This is a genomic window from Pseudomonas panipatensis (assembly GCF_900099785.1).
Lineage (GTDB): Bacteria > Pseudomonadota > Gammaproteobacteria > Pseudomonadales > Pseudomonadaceae > Pseudomonas > Pseudomonas panipatensis.
This window is the reverse complement of sequence record NZ_FNDS01000008.1, coordinates 188,402-214,211: the sequence shown is the minus strand read 5'-3', so window position 1 is coordinate 214,211 and position 25,810 is coordinate 188,402. Positions and strand designations below refer to the sequence as shown.

The following is a 25,810-nucleotide window of genomic DNA, read 5'->3' as shown; positions in this document are numbered from 1 at the left end:
CACATTTATATTTGTCACAGGAAAGACACATTTGAGCCGAAGAAAATTGAGAGGCCTCATCAAGCGACTGCGGGGAGCCTATTACAAGCTGCGAATAAATACCGGTGGATACTCGAACCTCTATGACCGAGCCTTCTACCTGCAGCAATACCCTGATATTGCCGCCGCCAGCATTGGGCCTGACGAGCATTTCTACCGCTTCGGGAGGAGTGAAGGCAGAATTGGCAGACTTCCCGAACTCAAGTTTATCGGCACTCCGGAGGCCGACTTCGACTCGACTCGAGAAACCGTGCTGGTGGTCAGCCACGAGGCCTCCCGCACTGGCGCCCCAATTCTCAGCCTCAATCTGGTCCGTGTCCTTGGGCAACGCTACAACGTGGTGGCCCTACTCCTCGGAGGAGGACCGCTAGTCGAGGCATTTCGAGATGCGGGCGCCGTCGTCTTGGGTCCTTATGAGCTAAGGCATAACCCGATCATGGCCGGCTTGGTCATGAATCAACTCCTGGACCGTTGCCAGATCAAATTCGCACTGGTTAACAGTATCGAATCACGCGTCGTGCTGCCGTCGCTTGCTCAGCGATTCGTCCCTCGGATCAGCCTGCTTCATGAGTTCGCAGCCTACACTCGACCACGCCATGCCTTCCGCGAAGCCCTGTTCTGGTCGAGCGACTCAGTATTCTCTGCTCGATTGACGTTGCAGAGTGCTCTCGACGAATACCCTGACCTGGGAGAAGGGGTTGCACACATCCTGCCGCAGGGGCGATGCCTGCTTCCCGAACAAGCGGTAAAAGGCAGTGGTGAACGACAGGAGAAATTGCTCAAGGCCCTGCGACCCGCGAGCGCCAGCAGCGATACATTCCTGATTGTCGGCGTGGGCTTCGTCCAGCTACGCAAAGGCGTGGATCTTTTCATTGAATGTGCAAGCCGCGTCATTCGTGCCCACCCAGAACGGAACATCCGTTTCGCCTGGATTGGCAGGGGCTACGATCCGGATCATGACGTCAGCTACTCCGTCTATCTAGCCGACCAAATAAAGCGCGCGGGCTTGGAGAGTCACATAGTTTTCCTGGATGAAACCCCGGAAATAGATGTCGTCTACCAACAAGCGGACGTCCTGCTGTTAACGTCTCGCCTAGACCCGCTGCCTAATGTCGCTATCGATGCACTCAGTGAAGGCCTCCCGGTGGTGTGTTTCGAAAATACGACCGGCATAGCGGATATCCTGGCCGAAGAGGGGTTGCAGGAATCCTGCGTGGCTGGCTACCTGGATAGCTGCGACATGGCGAGCAAGCTGCTCCGGCTGGCAAACGACCGAGATCTTTATCAGGAGGTCGTCGCCCGCTCCCGAACAATCGCAGCGAAACGTTTCGATATGGCCGACTATGTCGCCAAGTTGGAGCAGTTGGCGATCTCGATATCAGCTAAGGCCCGGCAAGAATCCGAAGACGTGGCAATCATCACCAGCTCCAAGCTCGTACGTCAGGACTTTTTCTGCCTCCCGCACTTCCGTAATCAGCCCGAGGACCAGGCAATCCTTGGCTATGTTCGTGCCTGGGCCTGTGGCATGGGGCAGCGCAAACCATTCCCGGGATTTCACCCTGGCATCTACCAAGAGCTGAATGGCCTCGATCCATCAGGACCGGATCCCTTGGCTGACTACCTTCGAAAGGGCAAACCTGAAGGGCCATGGATTACACAGGTGATCGCCAGCGAAACCCCTGCTCCTCAGCTGCTGCCAGGAGCCAGGGTCGCCCTTCATTTGCACGTCTACTATCCAAAGCTTCTGGGTGAAATGCTTAAACGGCTTAAGCACAATCTCCTGTTGCCTGACCTTTTCGTTAGTGTTCCCAATGACCAGGTGAAAGCCAAGGTCGCCCAGGAGTTGGGCTCATACCCAGGGAAAGTGATCGAACTCGTTACGGTCCCCAATCGGGGGCGCGACATAGGCCCGCTCCTGACTGCCTTCGGGCCTGCATTGTCCGAAAGCTATGACTTCGTCGGGCACCTGCATACCAAGATGAGCGCTGACGTCAAAGACCGCTCGATGGGTGAGACTTGGTATCATTTTCTGTTGGAGAACCTACTGGGCGGAAAAGCAGGAGCAATGGCCGATAGGATCATCGCCCACATGCAGACGGACCCGACGATCGGCTTGGTGTTTCCAGACGATCCAAACGCTGTAGGCTGGAGCGCCAACCGACCATTCGCCGAAGACTTGGCGGCGCGCCTGCACATTGCCGCACTGCCTGAACACATTCTATTCCCGGTGGGCACGATGTTCTGGGCACGCAGTGAAGCACTTCGACCGATCCTGGAACTAGACCTCCAATGGCAGGATTACCCCGAGGAACCCCTGCCGTATGACGGCTCCATGCTGCACGCCCTGGAGCGGCTCTTCCCTCTTTCCATCGCGGATAAGGCCATGCGCTGCGCGGTAACGAACATTTCCGGTATGACTCGATGAAAATTGCAATTTTTGGTGGTGGTGGCTTCATTGGCTCGGCGATCGCCGACCGACTACTGAAAGATGGGCATCAGCTGAAAATCTTCGAGCGTCCACGAGTGCCACCCTATCGTGAGTTCTCTGTCGGGGAACACGTGGAGTGGCTAACCGGCGACCTGATGAGTACGCATGATGTCTCCGAGGTCCTGGAGGGAGTGGATACCGTTCTGCATCTGGTCTCTACGACATTGCCCAAGAGCTCTAATGACGACCCCATCTATGATGTCCAGACCAACCTGATTGCCACCCTGCAGATGCTCAATCTCATGGTCGCCAAAGGCGTGCGCAAGATCGTTTTCATCTCGTCGGGAGGCACGGTCTATGGCCCGCCAACCTACCTGCCGATCGATGAGAAGCATCCGACAGAGCCGCAGGTTTCCTATGGCATCACCAAGCTGATGATCGAGAAATACCTGCTGATGTATCAGCATCTGCATGGAATCAAAGCCAACATCCTGCGCGTGACCAACCCCTATGGGGAACGCCAACGAGTAGAAACAGCACAGGGCGCCGTGGGGGTATTCCTCAATCGCGCATTGCAGGGACAACCCATTGATATCTGGGGCGATGGAAGTGTCACACGGGACTACATCCACGTTTCCGATGTTGCCGAAGCCTTTGCCAAGGCCGCCGCTTACGATGGGCCCGAGTCCGTATTCAATATCAGCTCCGGCACCGGAACATCGCTGAACGAACTGGTCGGACAGCTCGAAAAGGTGCTGGGCAAGGAAATCAGGCGCAACTATCTCCCCGGGCGGTCATTCGATGTTCCGGTCAGTGTGCTATGCAACCAGCGGGCACGCCGTGAACTGGATTGGAATCCAGCTATCAGCCTGGAAGAGGGGCTCCAGCGTACAGTCGCGTGGATGAAGCAGGCCTCCAGGTAATGAGTTCCACGCCTCTGCAAACCATCTATTCCGTCGTCATTCCCACCAAAAATGGCGGCCCCTTGTTCAAGCAAGTGCTTGAGCGTGTCACCTGCCAGAAGGTCCCCGGAACACTGGATATTCTGGTAGTGGACTCCGGCTCCACCGACGAAACCCTGGATATCGTCAGGCAATATCCCCAAGTGCGCCTGATCGAGATCCAGCCCCGGGAGTTCGGACACGGAAAAACCCGTAACTTCGCCGTGTCCAAAGCAAAGGGCGAGTTCGTCGCAATGATTACCCAAGACGCGCTGCCGGCCTCTGACGACTGGCTTGCAAAGATGGCCGAGCCTCTGCTCGCGAATTCGCAGGTGGCCGGGGTATTTGGTAGGCACCTTGCCTACCCGGACGCATCCATATTCACCCGACATGAACTCGAAGCCCATTTTGAGGGTTTTGCGAAACAGCCTCTGGCCAAGCTGGACTCACGTGAACGCTATGCCAATGAAGAGGGATACAGGCAATTCCTGTACTTCTTCTCAGACAACAACGCCATGCTACGCCGTAGCGTCTGGGAACAAATACCCTACCCGGAAGTGGATTTCGCAGAAGACCAGGCTTGGGCTCGTTTGATCATCGAGGCTGGCTATCAAAAGGCCTACGCCCACAATGCCGCAGTCTACCACTCGCATAACTATGGGCTTTTCGAACGCCTGCAACGCAGTTTTGACGAAAGCTACGCGCTGCGGCGCTTGTTTGACTACAAAGGCGGAACCAGCCTCAAGCACGCCGTACGAAGCCTATTGGCACTCACGCGACGAGACCTGAAAGTTGCCCTGCAAGAGGGATTGTTCAAGGAACATATCCTTCAAGTGATACGGATGCCGATGGATAACATGATGCGAATCCTTGGGACATTCCTTGGGCAGCGTGCGGAGAAACTTCCCATGGCGCTTCGTTTGCGCCTTTCGCGTGATCGACGACTCATGCAGATCGATGACTGGAGCAGTCGTCCATGAATTTGACGCACCTGTACAAGTCGTCAATCAAAGCGTTGCAGTTCGCGCGCCAAAATGGCTGGATCAACCTGATCACCCTGATAAACAGGAAGATGGCCAGCAAAAATGGTCTATTTGGCAAGGTAGCCATCCTGCGGCAATACGATTTCGTTCTCCCGCAACCAATTGGCGCAACGATCGGAAGCGGGGACATCGAGCCAAACACCATAAACTGGTTTATTCCCAGAGTGGGCAAAGGCTCAGGTGGACATCTCAATATTTTCCGCTTCATCAAGAATCTGGAAGAACTGGGATTCAATTGCCGAATCGTCATCGTCGATGATCTACTGCCTGTATCCGCACAGATTGCCAAGCAGGATATCCATCGCTGGTTCTTCCCGCTCAAGGCGGAGGTTTTTGTCGGAACCACCGATGCGATTCCGCCAGCGCACTTCAGCATTGCCACATCCTGGCAGACAGCCTATACCGTCAGGGCCTTCCAAAGTACCCACATACGCTGCTACTTCGTGCAGGATTTCGAGCCCTGGTTCTATCCAGCAGGCTCGGATTCGCTGCTTGCAGAAGCAACGTACAGTTTTGGCTTTCAAGGCTTCACTGCCGGTAGTTGGCTCGCCAGCAAGCTGTCTACCGAATATGGCATGCACACCTGTGGACTGGGATTCTCCTTCGACAAGGAACTGTATAAACCAGTAAATCGGGCAGCGAACAAGGATCGACGCATATTCTTCTATGCCAGACCACCGACTGCCCGTCGAGCGTTCGAACTTGGGCTACTGGTTCTCCGAGAGGTATGCCAGCAGATACCTGATGCAAAAGTGGTACTGGCTGGATGGGACGTCTCAAACTATGAAATCCCCTTCCCCTGCGAGCAGCTAGGGCTCGTGGCAATCGATGCGCTTCCGCAGGTCTACGCCAGTTGCGATGTGGCGCTGGTGCTTTCCTGTACCAATCTTTCACTGTTGCCACTGGAGTTGATGGCAAGCGGCGTCCCCGTGGTCAGTAATGACGCGCCCCACACGCGCTGGTTGCTCGATGAAAGCAATAGCGCGCTTGCACCCGCCACAGTGGAGGGCTTGGCTGGAAAGATAGTGGAAGTATTGAACGATCAGGATTACGCTGAAGAATTGCGACAAAATGGACTGGCGTTCGCCACCAGTACATCGTGGGAATCCGAAGCAAAGAAGATGGCTGGGCGCCTGCGCGCACTTGCAACTACAGCATACTAAAATTATTACCCAAAGAGCATGCACATGGAATATGTTCAGAATGCCGCACGGCAGCAGCTAGCAGAAAAAATAACAATGCCACAAATTAAAACTCTAGCACTCTTTATCTTCTCATTTATTGTCTATCTTTTTGCAATGTATTGGCGGATTGGCCTGGAAGTAGCTGACGATGGCGCTTTCTTCCTCCGCTACGCGCAGAACATGCTTGCCGGCCAATTCTGGGTTTGGAACCTAGGCGAAGCTCCTGTTTGGGGGGCTAGCGCTCCCTTCTACCCTGTTCTGCTTGCCATCGCCATGTTCTTCGGCCTCAGCCCTGAGCACAGCATCATCGTAGTTGGCTCTCTACTCACCGCACTAAGTTTCTCCTTCCTCGTTGTATTGTTCGCTCGCCAATTGAGTCTCTCCGCGGGCCTGGCGTTCTTAGTATTTACCGCCATGGACACTGGGACCATGTATTTTTCGGTAGGTGGCCTAGAAAGCCCCTTGACTCTGCTTCTGCTATCTCTGGCAGCCTGGTCACTCTTCAGATCTAGAAGCCTATCGCTCATCGGAGCAGTTGCTGGATTATTGATGGCCAATAAGCTTGACTTGGCGCCAATTGGTGGACTGCTGCTGCTCGCCTTGTGGGCTCGCAACCGAGCTTTCCCTATTCGTGCATTTTTTGTTGCAGGAATTATCGCACTCGCATGGTATGGATTTGCCTGGTTATACTTCGGAGCTCCAGTACCCAATTCATTCCTGACCAAATCTCTTCATCAGGAAGACCTCCCAAAGATTATTGACTGGACTTGGTTCGGAACTTTTGTCTATTGGGGCGGCGCGCACAAGTGGCTTACCTTACTGGCACTTGTTGGCTCACTCACCAACATCAAAAAGAATTTTTACATACTTATATTTCTTGTCGGAACACTGGCAACCCACACTATTGCCTATACAGTAAAGTATCCTTTCGAGCCTTACAACTGGTACTGCATGCCCAGTGTATTTTGCCTTATAGTGCTGGCCTGCCTAGGGATTAATAATGCTCTATCCATCCTTAAAAATCAGATATCTAAAAGCAAAATAGCCGTCATCGGAAGTACTGCACTTATCCTCTCAACATACGCATACACTAACAGCACAATCGAAATCGCCACAACTGACTCAATCAAGAAATTTGCCGGGCTAGTAGAATACGACAGAGCAGAAGCAGGCCGCTGGGTTGATGCGCACACCCCCAAAGACTTCAAACTATTGACATATTGGGGAAACCCCGCATTCCACTCTGAACGAGAAGTTATCGACGGTTCTTTCTTAAACAGAAGGTTTGAAAATAACAACCTTGTTGAAAAATATCGACCTGAAGTTATTATTCTACAGGCAAACCCCGGCACAAACCCAATGCAACCCAATCACTGGGTCATGCAAAGTGGCTACAAGGTAGTAAAAGTTTTTGATGAGGCCTACTCACACGACCTACCCTTTTACTTCAGCGTTTTAGCCAGAGAAGATATAATTGACCAAATTACCGATGCCGCACCACCCAAGGACTACTTCAGCCTGCTCTCCAATATAAAACTTGGCGATAAATTCGGTATCCTGAAGATCAATGATCAATCCACGCTCTTTATCCATCCGGGCGAGAAGACACCAACGGAAGCGACGTTGAATACAGCTGCATTCCGAGAAAAGTTCCATCGCGACAGCCTGAAGGTCAAACTGGCCATTTCGCCGTTGATCAGCCCTGAGGCTGTTGCCCGTGGCGCTGGCAATGTGAGGGTCACCGTCGGTGGAAATACTTCGGTACTGATGGATGCAGTGGTGACAGCAACAAAACCAGCGACCCAAGAAATCGACATCAGAGATATCGACAGTATCCACATCAGCGTCGACAACAACGGGGGGGCTGACAGCGACTGGCTGCTGCTCTCTATCCAGTAACTCAACACTTGGCCAACGTGTCGTATGGCACCTTGGCCACTGTTCTCTGTGGGACCATCTATATCGCCTCGCGATTGGAGCAGTACACCCTCGCGCAGGCACGGACAAGGCCTCGCAAAGAGGCAGATGACGTCCGTCGCTTAAAGCAATGGACAACTCGCCCGCCCGCAATCGCCTGCAGATAATGAGTCCATCGTTTCCACTACACGCAGGAGCCATACCGCGATGACGCCACCGCCTCTCACTGAGCCAAACCTTCTTGTATGGCACCGCAGTCAGGTGAGCGATTCCGATCGTCGGCGCTTACTCAAGCAGAATCCATCTACGGTATGGCTCACAGGCCTTAGCGGCTCAGGCAAGTCCACCTTGGCATTCGCCCTGGAAAAAGCGCTGATTGAGCGAAACAAAATTGCCTATACCCTGGATGGCGACAATGTCCGGCATGGCCTTTGCCGAGACCTTGGTTTTACTGCCTCAGATCGCTCGGAGAATATCCGCCGCATCGCGGAGGTCGCTCATTTGATGAACGACGCAGGCTTGATCGTGATCACCTCATTCATTTCGCCCTACCGAGAGGATCGCGAGCTCGCCCGACAGATCATCGGTACCGATAGATTCATCGAGGTCTTTGTCAGCACACCGCTGGCTATTTGTGAAAAACGCGACCCGAAAGGGTTGTATCAGAAGGCGCGGGCTGGTGAGCTGAAGGACTTCACCGGAGTGAGTGCACCTTACGAAGCACCAGACTCACCTGATCTACTCTTGAATACTCACGACCTTGCGTTCTCAGAGTGCTTGAAGCAACTTCTTAGAGCTCTCGAAATAGACTCTTAAGGTGAGAGATTCGAGCGCTCTCTAAAAAGGCCATCCAGCCCATAATACCCTATATCGTTTCATCAATCGACTGCATTTGGCATCATGAGATCAGCAGAAAGCACTCACTCTCGCACACGCTCAATTTTGAATTTTCTGTTGATCATCTCACCATTTTTAGTTTTTTTTATTAATGGTTTCTGGCTCTATGGCTCGACCGGTCGTGACGATGTCCACATCACTTATGCCGAAGCCCTTAATTTGGCAAACGGCCAGGGCTTCACCAACATCAATGGAGATCACATAGAGCAAAGCAGCAGCATCCTTCATGTCGCGATACTTGGGGGACTGAAAGCTCTGTTTCCAATGATCAGCATGCCTGCGCTTGGCGGATGTCTCACTATTGTGGCTGGCGCGCTGAGCCTACTCATAATGATGCTCTTCAGCGGAGCCAAGAATCGACGGACGGGCCAAATCGCAGCGCTTGCCACCTCTAGCAGCACCTACTTTGTATATTGGGCGTTTGGTGGATTGGAGTCTGTTCTGGCAGCACTGATTATATTGACTGCCTTTGTCTACCTATTACAGAAAAGCAAGGCTGCCTCTTTTGGCGCAATTCTTTCGCTATATTCAATAATTAGACCAGAAGGTTTCTTTGTCATCCTGCTTTTTGGCGTGTTCACCCTGGCGATCTCATCACTCACATTAGCCCGAAGAGGAAAAATTGACTGGAATCTAGCCAAGTCCGGTATCTATGCGATTCTTTTCGGACTGGCAGTTTTCCTGGCAGTGACAACGTTTCGCTTACAGTACTTTGGGCGCGCCTTTCCCCTTCCTGTCTACGCCAAATCAACTGGGCTTTCCTTAACTGCGTTTTGTGATGGATTCACCTACCTTTTCTCGCAATTACTCGAAAGCACCGGATTACTAGTCCTGATCCTCATCATCATATGCGGCACAGCATACAAGTCATTTACGGCTGAGCCTAAAGATAAGCCAGCCCATATAATGGCTGGACTATTCACACTATCAGTTCTCGCATTCATCATTGCGTCGGGAGGCGACTGGATGGAAGGCGGCCGTTTTCTGGTCCCCATCATCCCTTTGGTAACGTTCTTCAGCTGCCTCAACATAAGCGCAGGGGAGAAAAAACTTCCGACGCTTTGTCTGATAGCTCTCTGCTTCATTATGGCATTCCAGACAATCTCATTCAGTGGTAATCAGTCAACCGGCAGGGCCACTCCTCCAGCCACACTAGAAGGCCAGTACTCCTGGTTTGAGCTGCAAAACCAGGTTCACCTTCGCGATGCGTTTTTCATCAATGGCATACAGAAGTTTGTCTCCGACGAGATCAATCGCAAGGGGAAGATTGTCGTCCTCTCCGCTCAAGCAGGTATGGTGCCATTCTATCTTCACCAAACGTTTGGGGATCGCATGAGGTTCGTAGATATCCGGGCACTGGCAACCGATGAGTTCCTTCGTTGCCCACTGACTTCCAGAATCCCCAAGAGCAAATACGGCTTAATGTATGACTACAGCTCTTATTTCGAGACCGCCAACGAGCTTGAAGAAAAATGTGGAATCCCAATTCCAGATTTAATTTTTGACCTTGGTAATGAAAACCAAGAGCGACTAAAATTAATTACCAACCATAATTATCATGTAGCCTTCGCACAGAAAGGGTATGTCCCTGCAAGTGGTAAGCCGAGAGTAGCCATGGACCAAGTCCTGTTTGTTCGGAATTATTAAACTTACGCCTCCCCCCATACCAGCCGTTCTTCAGTAGTATCCCTGTGGCTCTGGGACAGACCATAAAGATGGCAGCGACGACGTGTCGAAAAATGAGGAAAGTTGACTAGAAAGAACGGCGGATTAGTGTGATCGATTGGCATCGATTAGCCACGGATTGGGAGCAGCGCCATCGTCAGGCGCTTGACTCCGATGACATCAATCGACCACAACCTGCGTTATAGAAACCCGACTCGATCTCGCCAGCATGAATCAGACTGGTCCGGAGCTTTGATGACTACCCCGTTGCCTCATCGCTGGCGTTACCTGGCCTTTCTCACCGCCCTGCTGGCGATCTTCCTCTGGCCCCTCCACCACTTCGCCGAGCGCTACTACACCCAGCAACTCGCCGAGCAGAACCAGCAGACCCTCGACCTCTATGTCGCCAACCTGCTCGGCACGCTGCGGCGCTACGAGGATCTGCCGCCGCTCCTGAGTGAATTGCCGGTTCTGCGCAGCGCGCTGGAAAATGCCGACAGCGAGGCGGCACGGAATGCCGCGAACGCCAAGCTCGCCGAGATCCGCCAACGCACGGGGGCGGACGTCATTTACCTGATGCGCCCGGACGGACTGACGCAAGCGGCATCCAACTGGGATCAGCCGGATACGTTCGTCGGGCGCAATTTCGCCTTCCGGCCCTATTACAAAGAAGCCGTACAGGGTAAACCGGCGCGCTTCTTCGGCCTGGGGACTACCTCCAAGCGCCGCGGCTATTTCTTCGCCAATGAAGTGCGCGACGGTGAGCGCCTGCTCGGCGTGCTGGTAGTCAAGGTCGATCTGGAGCACATGGAGCAGCTCTGGGGCAACACCCCGGAGCAGTTGCTGGTGACTGACAGTAATGGCGTGGTCATCCTGTCGTCCCATGATGCCTGGCGCTTTCGTGCCAGCCGGCCGCTATCGCCGGCAACCCAGCGCGAGGTCGCGGAGAACATTCCCTATCCGGTACTGAATCCGCAGCCGCTGCGGATCTCCGAAAAGGACTGGATCAGCCTGAGCCGGGAACTGCCGGAAACCGGCTGGACCGTCAGCATCTACACCCCGCATGCCCAGGTGGATCGCCCGGTGCGCAGCGTGCTGCTGGTCGGCGGCGCGACGCTGCTGGCGTTGCTCCTGTTGCTGGCCTTGCTGAACATCAGCCGACGCCATTTCCTCGAACGCATCGCCCTCGAAGCCCAGGCCAAGCGCCAACTGGAAATTCGCGTGCTGGAACGTACCGAGGAGCTGGAGGGCGCCAATGCCCGGCTGCTCCAGGAAGTGCATGACCGCGAGCAGGCACAGCAGGAACTGATGCGCGCCCAGGAAGAGGTGGTGCAGGCCGGCAAACTGACCGCCCTGGGCACCATGTCGGCGAGCATCAGCCATGAACTGAACCAGCCGCTGGCGGCGATCCGCAGCTATGCCGACAACGCGCGCGTGCTGCTGGATCACCAGCGCCTGGACGATGCGCGCGGCAATCTGGAGCAGATCAGCGCCCTGACCGAACGCATGGCCTCGATCATCGCCCACCTCAAGGCCTACGCTCGCGGTGCCCGCCGCGCACCGGAAAACGTGGCGCTGCAACCGGCCATCAATGACGCCCTGTCACTGGTCGCCAGCCGGCGCCAGGCGATGAGCGTCGAACTGCTGCGCGATCTGCCCGATGCGCCCCTGTGGGTGCAGGCTGGCGAGACGCGTCTGCGCCAGATACTGGCGAATCTGCTGTCCAACGCCCTCGATGCCCTCAGCGAGAAGGCACCACCGCGGCGTATCTGGCTCACCGCGTCGCAGACGCCGGATGGCGTGACCCTCAGCCTGCGCGACAACGGACCGGGCTTCTCCGAAGAGGCCCTGGCCCATGCCCGCGAGCCTTTCTTCACTACCAAAACCAGCGCCAAAGGCCTCGGCCTCGGCCTGGCGATCTGCGACACACTGCTGCGCGCCCTCGGCGGCCGCCTGGAATTGGGTAATCACCCCGACGGCGGCGCTCTCGTACAATTGCACCTGTTGCCGGGTGTACCCGGTGTAAGCCCGACGCCACAGGAGGAAACCCGCGCATGACGTCCAGTGCAGCCTTCGCAGCCGACAACCAGGTGCTGCTGATCGACGACGACCCGCACCTGCGCCAGGCGCTCGGGCAGACACTCGATCTGGCCGGTTTCAAGGCCGTCAGCCTGGGCGATGCGCGCCAGTTGGATGCCCAGCGGGCGCGGGACTGGCCGGGCGTGGTGGTCAGCGATATCCGCATGCCCGGCATCGACGGCCTGCAACTGCTGGAACAATTGCATGCGCAGGATCCGGACTTGCCAGTGATCCTCATCACCGGCCACGGTGACGTGCCGCTGGCGGTGAAAGCCATGCGCGCCGGCGCCTACGACTTCCTGGAGAAACCCTTCCCCAGCGACGCCTTGCTCGACAGCGTGCGCCGCGCCCTCGATACCCGCCGCCTGGTACTGGAGAACCGCAGCCTGCGCCTGGCGCTGGCCGAGCGTAAGGAACTGCGCGGCCGCCTGGTTGGCCAGTCGCCCGGCATGCAGCGTCTGCAGGAGCAGGTGGCGTCCCTCGCCGCGATCCAGGCCGATGTGCTGATCCTCGGCGAAACCGGCTCCGGCAAGGAGGTCGTCGCCCGCGCGCTGCATGATCTGTCCAGCCGGCGCAACGGCCCCTTCGTCGCCATCAATGCCGGCGCCCTGGCGGAGTCGGTGGTGGAAAGCGAACTCTTCGGCCATGAGCAGGGAGCCTTCACCGGGGCGCAGAAGCGCCGGATCGGCAAGTTCGAGTTCGCCAATGGCGGCACCCTGTTCCTCGACGAAATCGAAAGCATGAGCCTCGACGTCCAGGTCAAACTGCTGCGCCTGCTGCAAGAACGGGTGGTCGAACGCCTCGGCTCTAACCAGCTGATCCCACTGGATATCCGCATCATCGCCGCAACCAAGGAAGATCTCCGCCTGGCCGCCGACGATGGTCGTTTCCGCGCCGACCTCTACTACCGCCTCAATGTCGCCAGCCTGCGCATCCCACCGCTGCGCGAGCGCGGTGAAGACATCCTGCTGCTGTTCCAGCACTTCGCCGAAAATGCGGCGCAGCGCCATGGCATCCATGCACGTCCGCTCGACCCCGCCCAGCGCGCCCTGCTGCTGTCACACAGTTGGCCGGGCAACGTGCGCGAGCTGCAGAACGTCGCCGAGCGCTTCGCCCTGGGTCTGGACCTGGGCCTGGACGAGCAGCGCGGCGGCGCCCCGGCGGCAACGCCTGGCGCGTCGCTGAACGCTCAGGTCGAAGCCTTCGAGCGCTCGCTCATCGCAGCGGAGATGGCCCGCCCCCACAACTCTTTGCGCAGCCTCGCGGAAGCGCTGGGCCTGCCACGCAAGACCCTGCACGACAAGCTGCGCAAGCATGGCTTGCTGTTCAACCAGGCCGACAGCAGCGAAAGCGATCTCTAGAAAGTCGCCAGGTGCCCCGATAGCGGCTTTTTCAATGGGTACCCAGCAGTTACTATCTCCGGTTTCAAAGATGACAAGAGCTCACTAACACTGAGTTCACAGGATTTTTACTCATGGATTCGTCGAGGTAGTAGTCAGTGTCAGCCCCGTTGGTCATCGATCTTGATGGCACCCTTATCCACAGCGATCTGCTGCTCGAGTCCGGCCTGAGCTTTCTCAAGCGCCATCCCTTGCAGGCTTTATCACCGCTGCGCTGGCTTGCCAGCGGCAAGGCCAATCTGAAGAGCCGCCTGGCCAAGATTGCCCCCCTGGATGTCTCGGTCCTGCCCTACAACCAGACCGTCCTCGATCTGATACGCAGGGAAAAGGCTCAAGGTCGACGAATTGTTCTGGCCACCGCCAGCCATCGCAGTTATGCAGACAAGATTGCCGAACATCTCGGTCTATTCGACCAGGTCATGGCGTCGGACGAACACACCAACCTGTCAGCGCAGCGCAAGCGTGACGCCCTGGTCGCCGAGTTCGGTTTGCAAGGTTTCGACTATGCCGGCAACTCCAGTGATGATTTGCCGGTCTGGCAAGCCGCCCGGCGCGCCTATGTGGTGAACTCCAACGGCAAGATCAGTCGACGTGCGAACAACCACGGTAATGTCGAGGAAGAGTTCAAGCGCGACATCAACCTCGTGCGCACCTGGATCAAGGCGTTGCGTGTACACCAATGGATGAAGAACGCGCTGATCTTCGTCCCGCTGCTGGCCAGCCATCGCCTGTTGGAGCCTCATCTGCTGCTCAACGGCGTTCTCGCCTTCATCCTGTTCGGCTTGTGTGCATCCAGCGTCTATGTCCTGAACGACTTGCTCGACCTGGAAGACGACCGGCACCATCCCAGCAAATGCCGCCGCCCATTCGCCAGCGGTAACCTGTCGATCCATAGCGGCTTGCTGGTCTTTCCGTTATTGCTCGCCGGAGGCTTCCTCGGCGCACTATTGCTGCTTCCCTGGAAGTTCAGCCTCGCCCTGCTGGCCTACTACCTGCTCACCCTGGCCTACTCCTTCTGGCTCAAGCGCCTGATGGCGGTGGACGTGCTGGTCCTCGCCATGCTCTACACCTCGCGCATCATCGCCGGCACCTTCGCCTTCGAGGTCAAGCTGACCTTCTGGATGCTGGCCTTCTCCATGTTCATTTTCCTCAGCCTGGCCCTGGTCAAGCGCTATGCCGAGCTGCGTGACGCCAGGATGAAAGGCAAGAGTCAGAAAACCCGCGGCCGCGGTTACTACCCCGACGACCTGGAGATGATCGCCTCGCTGGGCGCATCTTCCGGCTATCTGTCGGTGATGGTCCTGGCGCTGTACATCCAGGATGGCAGCACCGCGGTGCTGTACCACTACCCGCAGTTGATCTGGCTGGCCTGCCCGCTGCTGCTGTTCTGGATCACCCGGGTATGGATGCTCACACACCGCGGGTTGATGCATGACGACCCGGTGGTATTCGCCATCAAGGACCGCGTCAGCCTATGCATCGGGGCGCTTTTCGCCGTGATTTTCTGGGTCGCAGCCTGATGAACGGCGAACTCTGCTCCTGGGGCCGCTACCCCTACGCGCCACAGCATCGCCACCCATGCAGCTGGCGAGACGAACTACAGCCACTGCTCGACCGCCTGTCCCGCGATCCGCAAGGGACCTTGCCGTATGGCAATGGCCGCAGCTATGGCGACAGTTGCCTGGCCGCGAGCGGCCAGTTGCTGCAGACCCGCCAACTCGATCGCCTGCTCTCCGCCGACTGGGATCGAGGCGTCATCCAGGCCGAAGCCGGGGTGACCCTGGCCGAGCTACTGGCGATTGCCATTCCGCGCGGCTGGTTCCTGCCGGTCACTCCGGGCACCAAGTTCGTGACCCTGGGCGGCGCCCTAGCGAACGATGTGCATGGCAAGAATCATCACGTCCGCGGCACATTCGGCTGCCATGTGCAACGCTTCGCACTGCAGCGCTCGGACAGGACCGAGCCGCTCCTTTGCTCCCGAGAGGAGAATGCAGAACTCTTCCAGGCAAGCATCGGCGGACTCGGCCTGACCGGTGTGATCACTTGGGTCGAACTGCAGCTCATGCCAATTGCCTCGAGCCGGATAGACAGCATCAACGTCCGCTTCGACTCCCTCGCCGAGTTCTTCAGCCTGTCCGAGGAATTCGACAAGACCCACGAATACACGGTGGCCTGGATCGATTGCCTGGCCAAGGGAACGTCGGCTGGGCGCGGCCTGTTCTCGGTGGGCAACCACGCCCGCGACGGGCAATTGCTGGTGGATGACCGGCGCCGCCTGAGCGTGCCGCTGACACCGCCGATCACCCTGATGAACAAGCTCAGCCTGAACCTGTTCAACAATGCCTACTTCCATCTGCACAAGCCGGGCCGCCATGCGTCCCAGGGCAGTTACGATCCGTTCTTCTATCCGCTGGACAGCATCCTGCACTGGAACCGCATCTATGGCCGTAAAGGGTTCCAGCAGTATCAGTGCGTGATTCCAGACGCTGCGGCCGAAACGGCCATGGCCGAGATACTCGCCAGCATCTCGGCCAGCGGCAGTGGCTCGTTCCTCGCCGTGATGAAACGCTGCGGCGACGTGCCCTCCCCGGGTCTGATGTCCTTCCCCATGCCTGGAGTTTCGCTGGCACTGGACTTCCCGCAGCAACAGCGCCTGCAGTCCGGGCTGTTCCGTCGCCTTGACCAGATCGTCAGGGGCGCGGGCGGGCGCCTCTATCCGGCCAAGGACGCGCACATGTCCGGCGACGACTTCCGCGCCTTCTACCCCGCCTGGCAGCAAGTCGACGCCCTGCGCGACCCATCCCTTCTATCCCTATTCTGGAAACGCGTGACCCAAGCATGAAAAACATCCTGATCATCGGCGCCAACTCCGCCATCGCCAACGCTTGCGCACGCACCTGGGCCGCCCAGCAGGCGCGCTTCTTCCTGGTCGGGAGAAACACCGACAAGCTCGCCCAGGTCGCCGACGACCTGCGTGCCCGTGGCGCCAAGGACGTGCTGACCCACGCCCTGGACATGAACGACCTGCAAGCCCACGAAGCCATGCTTGGCAACGCCTTTTCCAGCCTCGGTACCCTGGATATATGCCTGATCGCCCACGGCACCCTGCCCGACCAGGCAGCCTGCCAGCAGGATGTCGAAGTGGCCTTGCGTGAATTCTCCAGCAACGGCCTCAGCGTGATCGCCCTGCTCACCCGCCTGGCCAACCGCCTGGAGCAGCAGCGGAGTGGCACCATTGCGGTGATTTCCTCGGTAGCGGGCGATCGCGGTCGCCCCTCCAACTATCTCTATGGCACCGCCAAAGCGGCAGTGACCACTTTCTGCGAAGGATTGCGTGCGCGTCTCTTCAAGGCCGGCGTGCATGTACTGACGATCAAGCCAGGTTTCGTCGACACTCCGATGACACAAGGCCTGCCCCTGCCCAAGGCGCTGGTCGCCACGCCGGACCGAGTGGCCAGGGATATTGTCGGCGCCATCGAGAAGAAGAAGGACAGTATTTATACGCCGGCGTTCTGGACCGCAATAATGCTGATCATTCGAAGCATTCCAAACTTCATCTTCAAGCGCCTTTCGCTCTAAAGGGAACGCCCCATAATCTTCACTAGCAGACACGCGCCACAGACCAGAGACAACTGAAGATCAAGAATTCACAGTGAAGACCCTGGCTTTCAGATCATTTCAGCCATTACTCAAGAAAGCTTCAGCAGAACTCTAAAATGCTTACATCAACAAAAATCGCACTCTACTACGTTCTGTTTGCGCTAATAGCGACAGGCTTCAACATTGGCGCGCAAGATATATCTGTTCGCATATATACCGGCCCCCTGAGCATCCTGCTCTCGGTAATCCTGGGGACAGCAGTTGGTCTGATCGCCAAGTACATACTTGATAAGCGCTACATCTTTCGATTCAAAACCCGAAACACATTGCACGACGGCCAAGTCTTTGCCTTGTATAGCATCATGGGGCTGGCTACCACAGCAATTTTCTGGGGTTTCGAATTTACCTTCCAGTATCTATTCGATAGCAAGGAAATGCGCTATCTGGGAGGCATCATTGGATTAGCCATCGGATACATCGTCAAATACCATCTGGATAAAAAATTCGTTTTCCGCGCAAGCGCTGAATAATTGACATCCGATGCCAAACTGGCGACTAGAAAAATCTCCCTATAAGAAGTAAATGCCATCCAGGCTGAGCGAAAATCAGAAAAACCGTTCCTCATCGAACGCACAACCAACGAAGAGGCAGGAACTGGTTGCATCGCGCACCGAGACGGAGAGTGATTACCTGCAGAAACTCTCGCCACATTAATATTAATAACGGCACCGCTTCATCCGCACTTCCGGGCTAGACCTGAACGATTAGAACCCACTGTGCGCAGCGCCGGCATCGAGGAGTACCTACCTCGCAAGCCCCTGCACGACAAGCTGCGCAAGCATGGCTTGCTGTTCTCCGGCGCGGGCGGGAATTCCGCCGATGACAGCGAGTTCTGAGCGGTTTTTTGCCGACGGGGCCCATGGGTAGAAAGCTGCGCTCCCGCACCGGCGCGGCCTGCGCGGTACGCGACAAGCTGGCATGGGGCTTGCGTTACAAGCGCCGATACCTTGCGTATCGCCTCGACTCGCGGCACCTGATTGCTGCGCCCGCCAGATCACAAGCCTGTCGGTGTCTCTCCGGCCCTTGAGCCTCGGTCGTCTCGTTGATCGATGACGACAGCGTCCGCGCAGCGATCCTGTCCGGACCCAAAGCACTGGATGAATCAAGCCCGGCCGCGCCGGGCTTTTTTCCAGAGTGCATTGGGTTGCTGGCAGCACTCGGCGCCCAACCCGACACGCCTCCAGCTCCTTCGCGTCATCCCGGACGCTCCCCCGCGCTTTGCCCGTGCCATCTATTCGTCACGCTTCCAACGTCGAAATGTCACTTCGAACCCATCTAAATCAAAGCGTCTTCGCTGAACCTCTCCTATCTTTTTGATCAAGCGGACAGGCACCGCCGCGCAGTTGGAACCATTTGTTAGCAGGCTATTGATTTACATCAGGGGGTGTCCCTGACAGTCGGCGCCTAATGACTACACTCTCCAACTCCTATAGGGAGATTCCGAAAAATGTCGCAAGAAAGCAGCCAAAAACTACGACTCGGCGCATTAACGGCTTTAGTGATCGGTTCCATGGTAGGAGGAGGGATTTTCTCGCTACCACAGAACATGGCCGCCAGCGCGGACGTTGGGGCGATCCTCATTGGTTGGGCCATCACCGCAGTCGGGATGCTGGCCCTGGCCTTCGTCTTCCAGACCCTCGCCAATCGCAAACCGCAACTCGACGGCGGTGTGTACGCCTACGCCAAGGCCGGATTCGGCGACTACATGGGTTTCTCTTCAGCCTGGGGTTACTGGATCAGCGCCTGGATCGGTAACGTCGGTTACTTCGTCCTACTGTTCTCCACGCTCGGCTACTTCTTCCCGATCTTCGGTGAAGGCAACACCGTGGCCTCCATCATCTGCGCCTCCATACTGCTGTGGGCGGTGCACTTCTTGGTATTACGCGGGATCAAGGAGGCGGCATTCGTCAACGTGGTGACCACCATCGCCAAGATGGTGCCGCTGTTCCTGTTCATCCTGATCTGCCTGTTCGCCTTCAAGCTGGATATCTTCAGCGCGGACATCTGGGGCCTGAACAACCCCGAACTCGGCAGTGTGATGAATCAGGTGCGCAACATGATGCTGGTCACCGTGTGGGTGTTCATCGGCATCGAGGGGGCGAGCATCTTCTCGGCCCGCGCCGAAATCCGCACGGATGTCGGTAAGGCGACCATCATCGGCTTCGTCATCGTGCTGCTGTTGCTGGTGCTGGTGAACATCCTGTCGCTCGGCATCATGACCCAACCGGAACTGGCCAAGCTGCAGAACCCGTCGATGGCCGGCGTGCTCGAGCATGTCGTCGGCCACTGGGGGGCGGTACTGATCAGCATCGGTCTGGTGATCTCACTGCTCGGTGCGCTGCTCTCGTGGGTCCTGCTCTGCGCCGAAATCATGTTCGCCGCGGCCAAGGACCACACCATGCCCGAGTTCATCCGCAAGGAGAACGCCAAGCAGGTTCCGGCCAACGCCCTGTGGCTGACCAACGGCTGCGTGCAGGTATTCCTGATCATCACCCTGTTCAGCGCCAGCACTTACCTGAAGCTGATCTACTTGGCCACGTCGATGATCCTGATCCCGTACTTCTGGTCGGCGGCTTATGCGGTGCTGCTGCCGCTGCGTGGCGAGACCTACGAAAACGATTCCCGTGACCGCACCAAAGACCTGGTCATCGGCGCGATCTCCCTGATCTATGCGATCTGGCTGATCTATGCCGGCGGCCTGAAATACCTGCTGTTGTCGGCACTGTTGTATGCCCCTGGCGCCATCCTTTTCGCCAAAGCCAAGCATGAAGTCGGCCAACCGGTATTCACCAACGTCGAGAAGCTCATCTTTGCCGCAGTCGTCATCGGCGCAGTCATCGCGGCCTATGGACTCTACGACGGCTTCCTCACCCTGTGACACAGGAGACTCTCATGAGCACGGAAAAAACCAAACTTGGCGTCCACTCCGAAGCTGGCAAATTGCGCAAAGTCATGGTCTGCTCGCCTGGCCTCGCCCATCAGCGCCTGACCCCCAGCAACTGCGACGAGTTGCTGTTCGACGACGTCATCTGGGTCAACCAGGCCAAGCGCGACCACTTCGACTTCGTCACCAAGATGCGTGAGCGCGGCGTGGATGTGCTGGAAATGCACAACCTGCTGACCGAGACCATCCAGAACCCCGAAGCCCTGAAGTGGATTCTCGATCGCAAGATCACCGCCGACACCGTCGGTATCGGCCTCACCGGCGAAGTCCGCTCCTGGCTGGAAAGCCTGGAACCGCGCAAGCTCGCCGAGTTCCTCATCGGTGGCGTCGCCGCCGACGATATGCCGGCCAGCGAAGGCGCCAACATCCTCAAGATGTACCGCGAGTACCTGGGCCACTCCAGCTTCCTGCTGCCGCCGCTGCCGAACACCCAGTTCACCCGTGACACCACCTGCTGGATCTATGGCGGCGTCACCCTCAACCCGATGTATTGGCCGGCGCGACGTCAGGAAACCCTGCTGACCTCCGCGATCTACAAGTTCCACCCAGAATTCACCAATGCCCAGTTCGAAGTCTGGTACGGCGATCCGGACAAGGATCACGGCGCCTCGACCCTGGAAGGGGGCGACGTCATGCCGATCGGCAACGGCACCGTGCTGATCGGCATGGGCGAGCGCACTTCGCGGCAAGCCATCGGCCAGGTCGCCCAGGCACTGTTCGCCAAGGGCGCCGCCGAGCGCGTGGTGGTCGCCGGCCTGCCGAAGTCGCGCGCGGCCATGCACCTGGACACCGTGTTCAGCTTCTGCGACCGCGACCTGGTGACTCTCTTCCCGGAAGTGGTCAAGGAGATCGTGCCCTTCACCCTCCGCCCGGACAGCAGCAGTCCCTACGGCATCAGCATCCGCCGCGAGGAGAAAAGCTTCGTCGACGTGGTCGCCGAATCCCTCAAGCTGAAAAAACTGCGCATCGTCGAAACCGGTGGCAACAGCTTCGCCGCCGAACGCGAACAGTGGGACGACGGCAACAACGTGGTCTGCATCGAACCGGGCGTGGTGGTCGGTTACGACCGCAACACCTACACCAACACCCTGCTGCGCAAGGCCGGGGTCGAGGTCATCACCATCAGTGCCAGCGAGCTCGGCCGTGGCCGTGGCGGCGGCCACTGCATGACCTGCCCGATCCTCCGCGACCCGATCGACTACTGATCCCCGCACACCATCCCAACGCAACGCGGCGGCCCCATCCGGGCCGCCCGCCCCGCCAGCCAAGAGCTGTACTGACGAGGCCGAGATTTCGCCCCACAAGGAGAAAGAACATGGCTTTCAACATTCGCAACCGCAACCTGCTCAGCCTGATGCACCACACCACGCAGGAGTTGCGCTATCTGCTCGATCTGTCCCGCGACCTGAAGCGCGCCAAATACACCGGTACCGAGCAGCAGCATCTGAAAGGCAACAACATCGCACTGATCTTCGAGAAGACCTCCACCCGCACCCGCTGCGCTTTCGAAGTCGCCGCCTATGATCAGGGCGCCAATGTCACCTATATCGATCCGACGTCCTCGCAGATCGGCCACAAAGAAAGCATGAAGGACACCGCCCGCGTGCTCGGCCGCATGTACGACGCCATCGAATATCGCGGCTTCAAGCAGGAGATCGTCGAGGAACTGGCGAAGTTCGCCGGCGTTCCGGTGTTCAACGGTCTGACCGACGAATACCACCCGACGCAGATGCTTGCCGACGTGCTGACCATGCGCGAGCACAGCGACAAGCCGCTGCACGACATCGCCTACGCCTACCTGGGCGACGCCCGCAACAACATGGGCAACTCGCTGCTGCTGATCGGCGCCAAGCTCGGCATGGACGTGCGCATCGCCGCGCCCAAGGCCCTGTGGCCGAGCGACGAGCACGTCGCCGCCTGCAAGAAGTTCGCCGAAGAGAGCGGTGCACGCATCACCCTCACCGAGGACGCCAAGGCCGCGGTCAAGGGTGTGGACTTCATCCACACCGACGTCTGGGTCTCCATGGGCGAACCGGTGGAGGCCTGGGGCGAGCGCATCAAGGAACTGCTGCCCTACCAGGTCAACATGGACATGATGAAAGCCGCCGGTAATCCGCGGGTGAAATTCATGCACTGCCTGCCGGCCTTCCACAACAGCGAGACCAAGGTCGGCAAACAGATCGCCGAGCAGTATCCGAACCTGAAGAACGGCATCGAAGTCACCGATGACGTCTTCGAATCGCCCTATTGCATCGCCTTCGACCAGGCGGAAAACCGCATGCACACGATCAAGGCGATCCTCGTCTCCACCCTCGCCGACCTCTGATCCGGCGACCTCCCGGGGCGGACGCCCCGGGAGGAACACTCATTCCGAAGGGAGATGAACTATGCGAATCGTCGTCGCCTTGGGTGGCAACGCCCTGCTGCGTCGTGGCGAGCCCATGACTGCGGAAAACCAACGTGAAAATGTGCGGATAGCCAGCGAACAGATCGCCAAAGTAGCGCCCGGCAACGAACTGGTGATTGCCCACGGCAATGGTCCGCAGGTCGGCCTGCTGGCTTTGCAAGGCGCCGCCTACGAGAAGGTCGCGACCTATCCGCTGGACGTGCTCGGCGCCGAAACCGAGGGCATGATCGGCTACATGATCGAACAGGAAATGGGCAACCTCTTGCCCTTCGAGCAGCCCTTCGCGACCATCCTCACCCAGGTCGAAGTGGACCCCAAGGACCCGGCCTTCCAGCACCCGACCAAGCCCATCGGCCCGGTGTATGCCAAGGCGGAAGCCGAGGCCCTGGCCAAGGAAAAAGGCTGGAGCATCGCCCCCGACGGCGACAAGTTCCGCCGCGTGGTGCCGAGCCCCCGGCCGAAGCGCATTTTCGAAATCCGCCCGGTGAAATGGTTGCTGGAGAAAGGCACCATCGTCATCTGCGCCGGCGGTGGCGGCATCCCGACGATGTACGACGAGTCGGGCAAGAAGCTCTCCGGCGTCGAGGCCGTGATCGACAAGGACCTCTGCTCCTCACTGCTGGCCCAGGAGCTGGACGCCGACATCCTGATCATCGCCACTGATGTCGACGCGGCCTACATCGACTGGGGCAAACCGACCCAGAAGGCCATCGCCCAAGCCCACCCGGACGAACTGGAACGCCTCGGCTTCGCCGCCGGCTCCATGGGTCCGAAGGTCCAGGCCGCCAGCGAGTTCGCCCGCGCCACCGGCAAGGACGCGGTGATCGGCTCGCTGACCGACATCGTCGCCATCACCCAGGGCAAGGCCGGCACCCGCGTCAGCACCCAGAAAGCCGGCATCGAGTACCGCTGAGCCTGGCGGCAACCTCGCCACAAACCCGGGAGCCGCTCTGGCTCCCGGCCTCCTTCCCGGCGCCTGCCCGGACACTCTGCCCCAGCCCGGAATGCATGTTCGTCGCTTTTTCGCCGGTAATCCCTGGCCAAAGGCGTGACTCGACAGTCATCATCCTCGTCAGCATATGCATTCCAATCACAGAGCTGCTGCCTGGCTTGTGCCCTTTTGGCCCGTGATACCCGCCGCCGTGCCTTGCCTGCTCCCCCCGGCCGCGTCATCCAGCCAGCACAGGACGGACAATTTGAAGGAGTTCCCGAGAGATGTCTCGACTACCGGTCATCGTTGGTTTTGGTGGGTATAACGCAGCGGGTCGCAGTTCCTTCCACCACGGCTTCCGCCGTACCGTCCTCGAATCGCTGGACAACGCCGCCCGCCAGGAGACCCTCGCCGGCCTGGCGGTCATGATGAAGCTGGTCAAGTTCGAGGACGGCCATTACCGCAGCAGCGCCGAGGGCGACAGCCTGAGCCTCGCTGAGATCGAGCAGCGCTATAGCGCACAGATTCTCGAATCGACCCTGATCCGCCGCATCGAAGCGCGCTACTTCGACGTCAACGCCGCGCACTGGCACAAAAGCCTCACCATCGAAGCCGACGCCGCCAGCCCGCTGAGCTTCACCACCCAACGCAAGCAACTGCCCGAACCGCTGCCGGCCAACTGGTCGGTCGAGCCACTGGGCGACAACGAAGTGCGGGTGACCCTGCACGACAGCTGCGAAGTGAAAGTCGACAGCTACCGCGAGATGTCGGTGAAGTCCGCCGGCCAGTTGCCCACCGGCTTCGAGCCGGGCGAACTCTACAACTCGCGTTTCCATCCGCGCGGCCTGCAGATGGCGGTGATCGGCGCCACCGATGCGATCCGCTCGATCGGCATCGACTGGCAGCGCATCGTCGACCACGTGCAGCCCGACGAAATCGCCGTGTTCTCCAGCAGCATCATGAGCCAGCTCGACGAGAACGGTTTCGGCGGTCTGCTGCAATCGCGCCTGAGGGGTCACCGGGTCAGCGCCAAGCAACTGCCGCTGGGCTTCAACAGCATGCCCACCGACTTCATCAACGCCTACGTGCTGGGCAGTGTCGGCCTCACCGGCAGTGTCACCGGCGCCTGCGCCACCTTCCTCTACAACCTGCAGAAAGGTATCGAGGTCATCACCTCCGGCCAGGCCCGCGTGGTCGTGGTCGGTAACAGCGAAGCGCCGATCACCTCGGAAATCGTCGAGGGCTACGCCGCCATGAGCGCCCTGGCCACCGAAGAAGGCCTGCGCCACATCGAAGGCCGCGACGAGGTCGACTTCCGCCGCGCCAGCCGCCCGTTCGGCGAGAACTGCGGCTTCACCCTGGCCGAATCCAGCCAGTACGTGGTGCTGATGGACGACGCCCTGGCCCTGGAACTGGGCGCCGACATCCACGGCGCGGTGACCGACGTCTTCACCAACGCCGATGGCTTCAAGAAGTCCATTTCCGCCCCCGGCCCGGGCAACTACCTGACCATGGCCAAGGCCGTCGCCGCCGCCATGCAGATCGTCGGCCCGGACGCCGTGCGCCAGCGCAGCTTCGTGCATGCCCACGGCTCCAGCACGCCAGCCAACCGCGTCACCGAATCGGAAATCCTCGACCGCGTCGCTGCCGCCTTCGGCATCGCCGACTGGCCGGTGGCCGCGGTCAAGGCCTTCGTCGGCCACTCCCTGGCCACCGCCAGCGCCGACCAGATGGCTTCCGCCCTGGGCACCTTCAAGTACGGCCTGCTGCCCGGCATCAAGACCGTCGAGACCTTCGCCGACGACGTGCACCAAGCCCACATCCGCCTGTCCAACCGTGACACCCGCCGCGACGACCTGGACGTCTGCTTCATCAACTCCAAGGGCTTCGGCGGCAACAACGCCACCGGCGTGGTGCTGTCGCCGCGCGTCACCGAGAAGATGCTGCGCAAGCGCCACGGCCAGAAAGCCTTCGACGACTACCTGTCGCGCCGCGAGGAAACCCGCGCCGCGGCGCAGCGCTACGACGAGCAGGCACTGAAGGGGCAGTTCGACATCATCTACAACTTCGGCCACGACATGATCGACGACAGCGCCATCCAGATCACCGCCGACAGCCTGAAGGTGCCGGGCTTCGCCCAGCCGCTGGTGTACAAGAAAGACGAGCGCTTCAGCGACATGCTCGACTGAAGCGCCCGCTGCGGCCGGAGCGCCGCATCCGCGCGACCGCGGATGCGCGCCGTGCCGAGCATGGACAGCCGGGCAATGCCCGGCTT

Annotated in this window: 18 protein-coding genes; all 18 read left to right on the top strand. The window is 58.5% G+C overall.

Features of this window, described 5'->3' with window-relative positions:
• Positions 1-31: 31 nt before the first annotated feature.
• The 18 genes from BLQ74_RS19325 to BLQ74_RS19240 all read left to right on the top strand — a co-directional run bounded on the left by BLQ74_RS19325 (position 32) and on the right by BLQ74_RS19240 (position 25,724).
• Positions 32-2,464, top strand: a complete 2,433-nt coding sequence (locus BLQ74_RS19325; protein WP_244507225.1) for a rhamnan synthesis F family protein — start codon at positions 32-34, stop codon at positions 2,462-2,464.
• The gene (locus tag BLQ74_RS19320; protein WP_090265197.1) at positions 2,461-3,390 is read left to right on the top strand and encodes an NAD-dependent epimerase/dehydratase family protein; all 930 of its coding nucleotides are present in this window, start codon (positions 2,461-2,463) and stop codon (positions 3,388-3,390) included. Before BLQ74_RS19325 ends, BLQ74_RS19320 begins: the two co-directional genes overlap by 4 nt.
• The gene (locus BLQ74_RS19315) at positions 3,390-4,388 is read left to right on the top strand and encodes a glycosyltransferase family 2 protein (protein WP_090265194.1); all 999 of its coding nucleotides are present in this window, start codon (positions 3,390-3,392) and stop codon (positions 4,386-4,388) included. Before BLQ74_RS19320 ends, BLQ74_RS19315 begins: the two co-directional genes overlap by 1 nt.
• Positions 4,385-5,614 carry a glycosyltransferase family 4 protein gene (locus tag BLQ74_RS19310; protein WP_090265192.1) on the top strand — a complete coding sequence of 410 codons (1,230 nt, stop codon included), beginning with the start codon at positions 4,385-4,387 and terminating at the stop codon, positions 5,612-5,614. Before BLQ74_RS19315 ends, BLQ74_RS19310 begins: the two co-directional genes overlap by 4 nt.
• A 24-nt stretch (positions 5,615-5,638) precedes the next feature.
• Positions 5,639-7,534, top strand: coding sequence for a hypothetical protein (locus tag BLQ74_RS27130; protein ID WP_139199088.1), 1,896 nt, complete (start codon positions 5,639-5,641; stop codon positions 7,532-7,534).
• 225 nt (positions 7,535-7,759) lie between these two features.
• Entirely contained in the window at positions 7,760-8,368 is a 609-nt protein-coding gene (gene cysC, locus BLQ74_RS19300; RefSeq protein ID WP_090265187.1) for an adenylyl-sulfate kinase, read from the top strand.
• 138 nt (positions 8,369-8,506) lie between these two features.
• On the top strand, positions 8,507-10,096 hold the full coding sequence (locus BLQ74_RS19295) for a hypothetical protein (RefSeq protein ID WP_139199087.1): 1,590 nt from the start codon (positions 8,507-8,509) through the stop codon (positions 10,094-10,096).
• Between the two features lie 273 nt (positions 10,097-10,369).
• Positions 10,370-12,172 (top strand): sensor histidine kinase, encoded by a 1,803-nt coding sequence (locus tag BLQ74_RS19290; protein ID WP_090265183.1) that lies wholly within the window; start codon positions 10,370-10,372, stop codon positions 12,170-12,172.
• Positions 12,169-13,554, top strand: a complete 1,386-nt coding sequence (gene dctD / locus BLQ74_RS19285; protein WP_090265179.1) for a two-component system response regulator DctD — start codon at positions 12,169-12,171, stop codon at positions 13,552-13,554. The genes BLQ74_RS19290 and dctD overlap by 4 nt, the downstream gene beginning before the upstream one ends.
• Positions 13,555-13,691: 137 nt before the next feature.
• On the top strand, positions 13,692-15,113 hold the full coding sequence (locus BLQ74_RS19280) for a UbiA family prenyltransferase (RefSeq protein WP_090265177.1): 1,422 nt from the start codon (positions 13,692-13,694) through the stop codon (positions 15,111-15,113).
• Positions 15,113-16,435 carry an FAD-binding oxidoreductase gene (locus BLQ74_RS19275; RefSeq protein ID WP_090265169.1) on the top strand — a complete coding sequence of 441 codons (1,323 nt, stop codon included), beginning with the start codon at positions 15,113-15,115 and terminating at the stop codon, positions 16,433-16,435. The genes BLQ74_RS19280 and BLQ74_RS19275 overlap by 1 nt, the downstream gene beginning before the upstream one ends.
• Positions 16,432-17,172: an SDR family oxidoreductase gene (locus tag BLQ74_RS19270; protein WP_090265168.1), complete on the top strand. Its 741-nt coding sequence runs from the start codon at positions 16,432-16,434 to the stop codon at positions 17,170-17,172. Before BLQ74_RS19275 ends, BLQ74_RS19270 begins: the two co-directional genes overlap by 4 nt.
• Positions 17,173-17,309: 137 nt before the next feature.
• Entirely contained in the window at positions 17,310-17,723 is a 414-nt protein-coding gene (locus BLQ74_RS19265) for a GtrA family protein (RefSeq protein ID WP_090265166.1), read from the top strand.
• Positions 17,724-18,700: 977 nt separating this feature from the next.
• Positions 18,701-20,131 (top strand): arginine-ornithine antiporter, encoded by a 1,431-nt coding sequence (arcD, locus tag BLQ74_RS19260; protein ID WP_090265164.1) that lies wholly within the window; start codon positions 18,701-18,703, stop codon positions 20,129-20,131.
• A 14-nt stretch (positions 20,132-20,145) separates the two neighbouring features.
• A complete protein-coding gene (gene arcA, locus BLQ74_RS19255; protein WP_090265162.1) occupies positions 20,146-21,402 on the top strand; it encodes an arginine deiminase in 1,257 nt (418 codons plus the stop codon).
• Between the two features lie 110 nt (positions 21,403-21,512).
• Positions 21,513-22,523 carry an ornithine carbamoyltransferase gene (locus BLQ74_RS19250; RefSeq protein WP_090265160.1) on the top strand — a complete coding sequence of 337 codons (1,011 nt, stop codon included), beginning with the start codon at positions 21,513-21,515 and terminating at the stop codon, positions 22,521-22,523.
• 61 nt (positions 22,524-22,584) lie between these two features.
• Entirely contained in the window at positions 22,585-23,517 is a 933-nt protein-coding gene (gene arcC / locus BLQ74_RS19245) for a carbamate kinase (protein WP_090265157.1), read from the top strand.
• Positions 23,518-23,819: 302 nt separating this feature from the next.
• Positions 23,820-25,724, top strand: coding sequence for a beta-ketoacyl synthase (locus BLQ74_RS19240; RefSeq protein WP_090265155.1), 1,905 nt, complete (start codon positions 23,820-23,822; stop codon positions 25,722-25,724).
• Positions 25,725-25,810: the final 86 nt, after the last annotated feature.

Bases quoted from the DNA above. Each gene is read 5' to 3' on its own strand.
- BLQ74_RS19320 (WP_090265197.1), top strand. From the start codon at position 2,461: ATGAAAATTGCAATTTTTGGTGGTGGTGGCTTCATTGGCTCGGCGATC.
- BLQ74_RS19315 (WP_090265194.1), top strand. From the start codon at position 3,390: ATGAGTTCCACGCCTCTGCAAACCATCTATTCCGTCGTCATTCCCACC.
- BLQ74_RS19310 (WP_090265192.1), top strand. From the start codon at position 4,385: ATGAATTTGACGCACCTGTACAAGTCGTCAATCAAAGCGTTGCAGTTC.
- BLQ74_RS27130 (WP_139199088.1), top strand. From the start codon at position 5,639: ATGGAATATGTTCAGAATGCCGCACGGCAGCAGCTAGCAGAAAAAATA.
- cysC (WP_090265187.1), top strand. From the start codon at position 7,760: ATGACGCCACCGCCTCTCACTGAGCCAAACCTTCTTGTATGGCACCGC.
- BLQ74_RS19290 (WP_090265183.1), top strand. From the start codon at position 10,370: ATGACTACCCCGTTGCCTCATCGCTGGCGTTACCTGGCCTTTCTCACC.
- dctD (WP_090265179.1), top strand. From the start codon at position 12,169: ATGACGTCCAGTGCAGCCTTCGCAGCCGACAACCAGGTGCTGCTGATC.
- BLQ74_RS19275 (WP_090265169.1), top strand. From the start codon at position 15,113: ATGAACGGCGAACTCTGCTCCTGGGGCCGCTACCCCTACGCGCCACAG.
- BLQ74_RS19270 (WP_090265168.1), top strand. From the start codon at position 16,432: ATGAAAAACATCCTGATCATCGGCGCCAACTCCGCCATCGCCAACGCT.
- BLQ74_RS19265 (WP_090265166.1), top strand. From the start codon at position 17,310: ATGCTTACATCAACAAAAATCGCACTCTACTACGTTCTGTTTGCGCTA.
- arcD (WP_090265164.1), top strand. From the start codon at position 18,701: ATGTCGCAAGAAAGCAGCCAAAAACTACGACTCGGCGCATTAACGGCT.
- arcA (WP_090265162.1), top strand. From the start codon at position 20,146: ATGAGCACGGAAAAAACCAAACTTGGCGTCCACTCCGAAGCTGGCAAA.
- BLQ74_RS19250 (WP_090265160.1), top strand. From the start codon at position 21,513: ATGGCTTTCAACATTCGCAACCGCAACCTGCTCAGCCTGATGCACCAC.
- arcC (WP_090265157.1), top strand. From the start codon at position 22,585: ATGCGAATCGTCGTCGCCTTGGGTGGCAACGCCCTGCTGCGTCGTGGC.
- BLQ74_RS19240 (WP_090265155.1), top strand. From the start codon at position 23,820: ATGTCTCGACTACCGGTCATCGTTGGTTTTGGTGGGTATAACGCAGCG.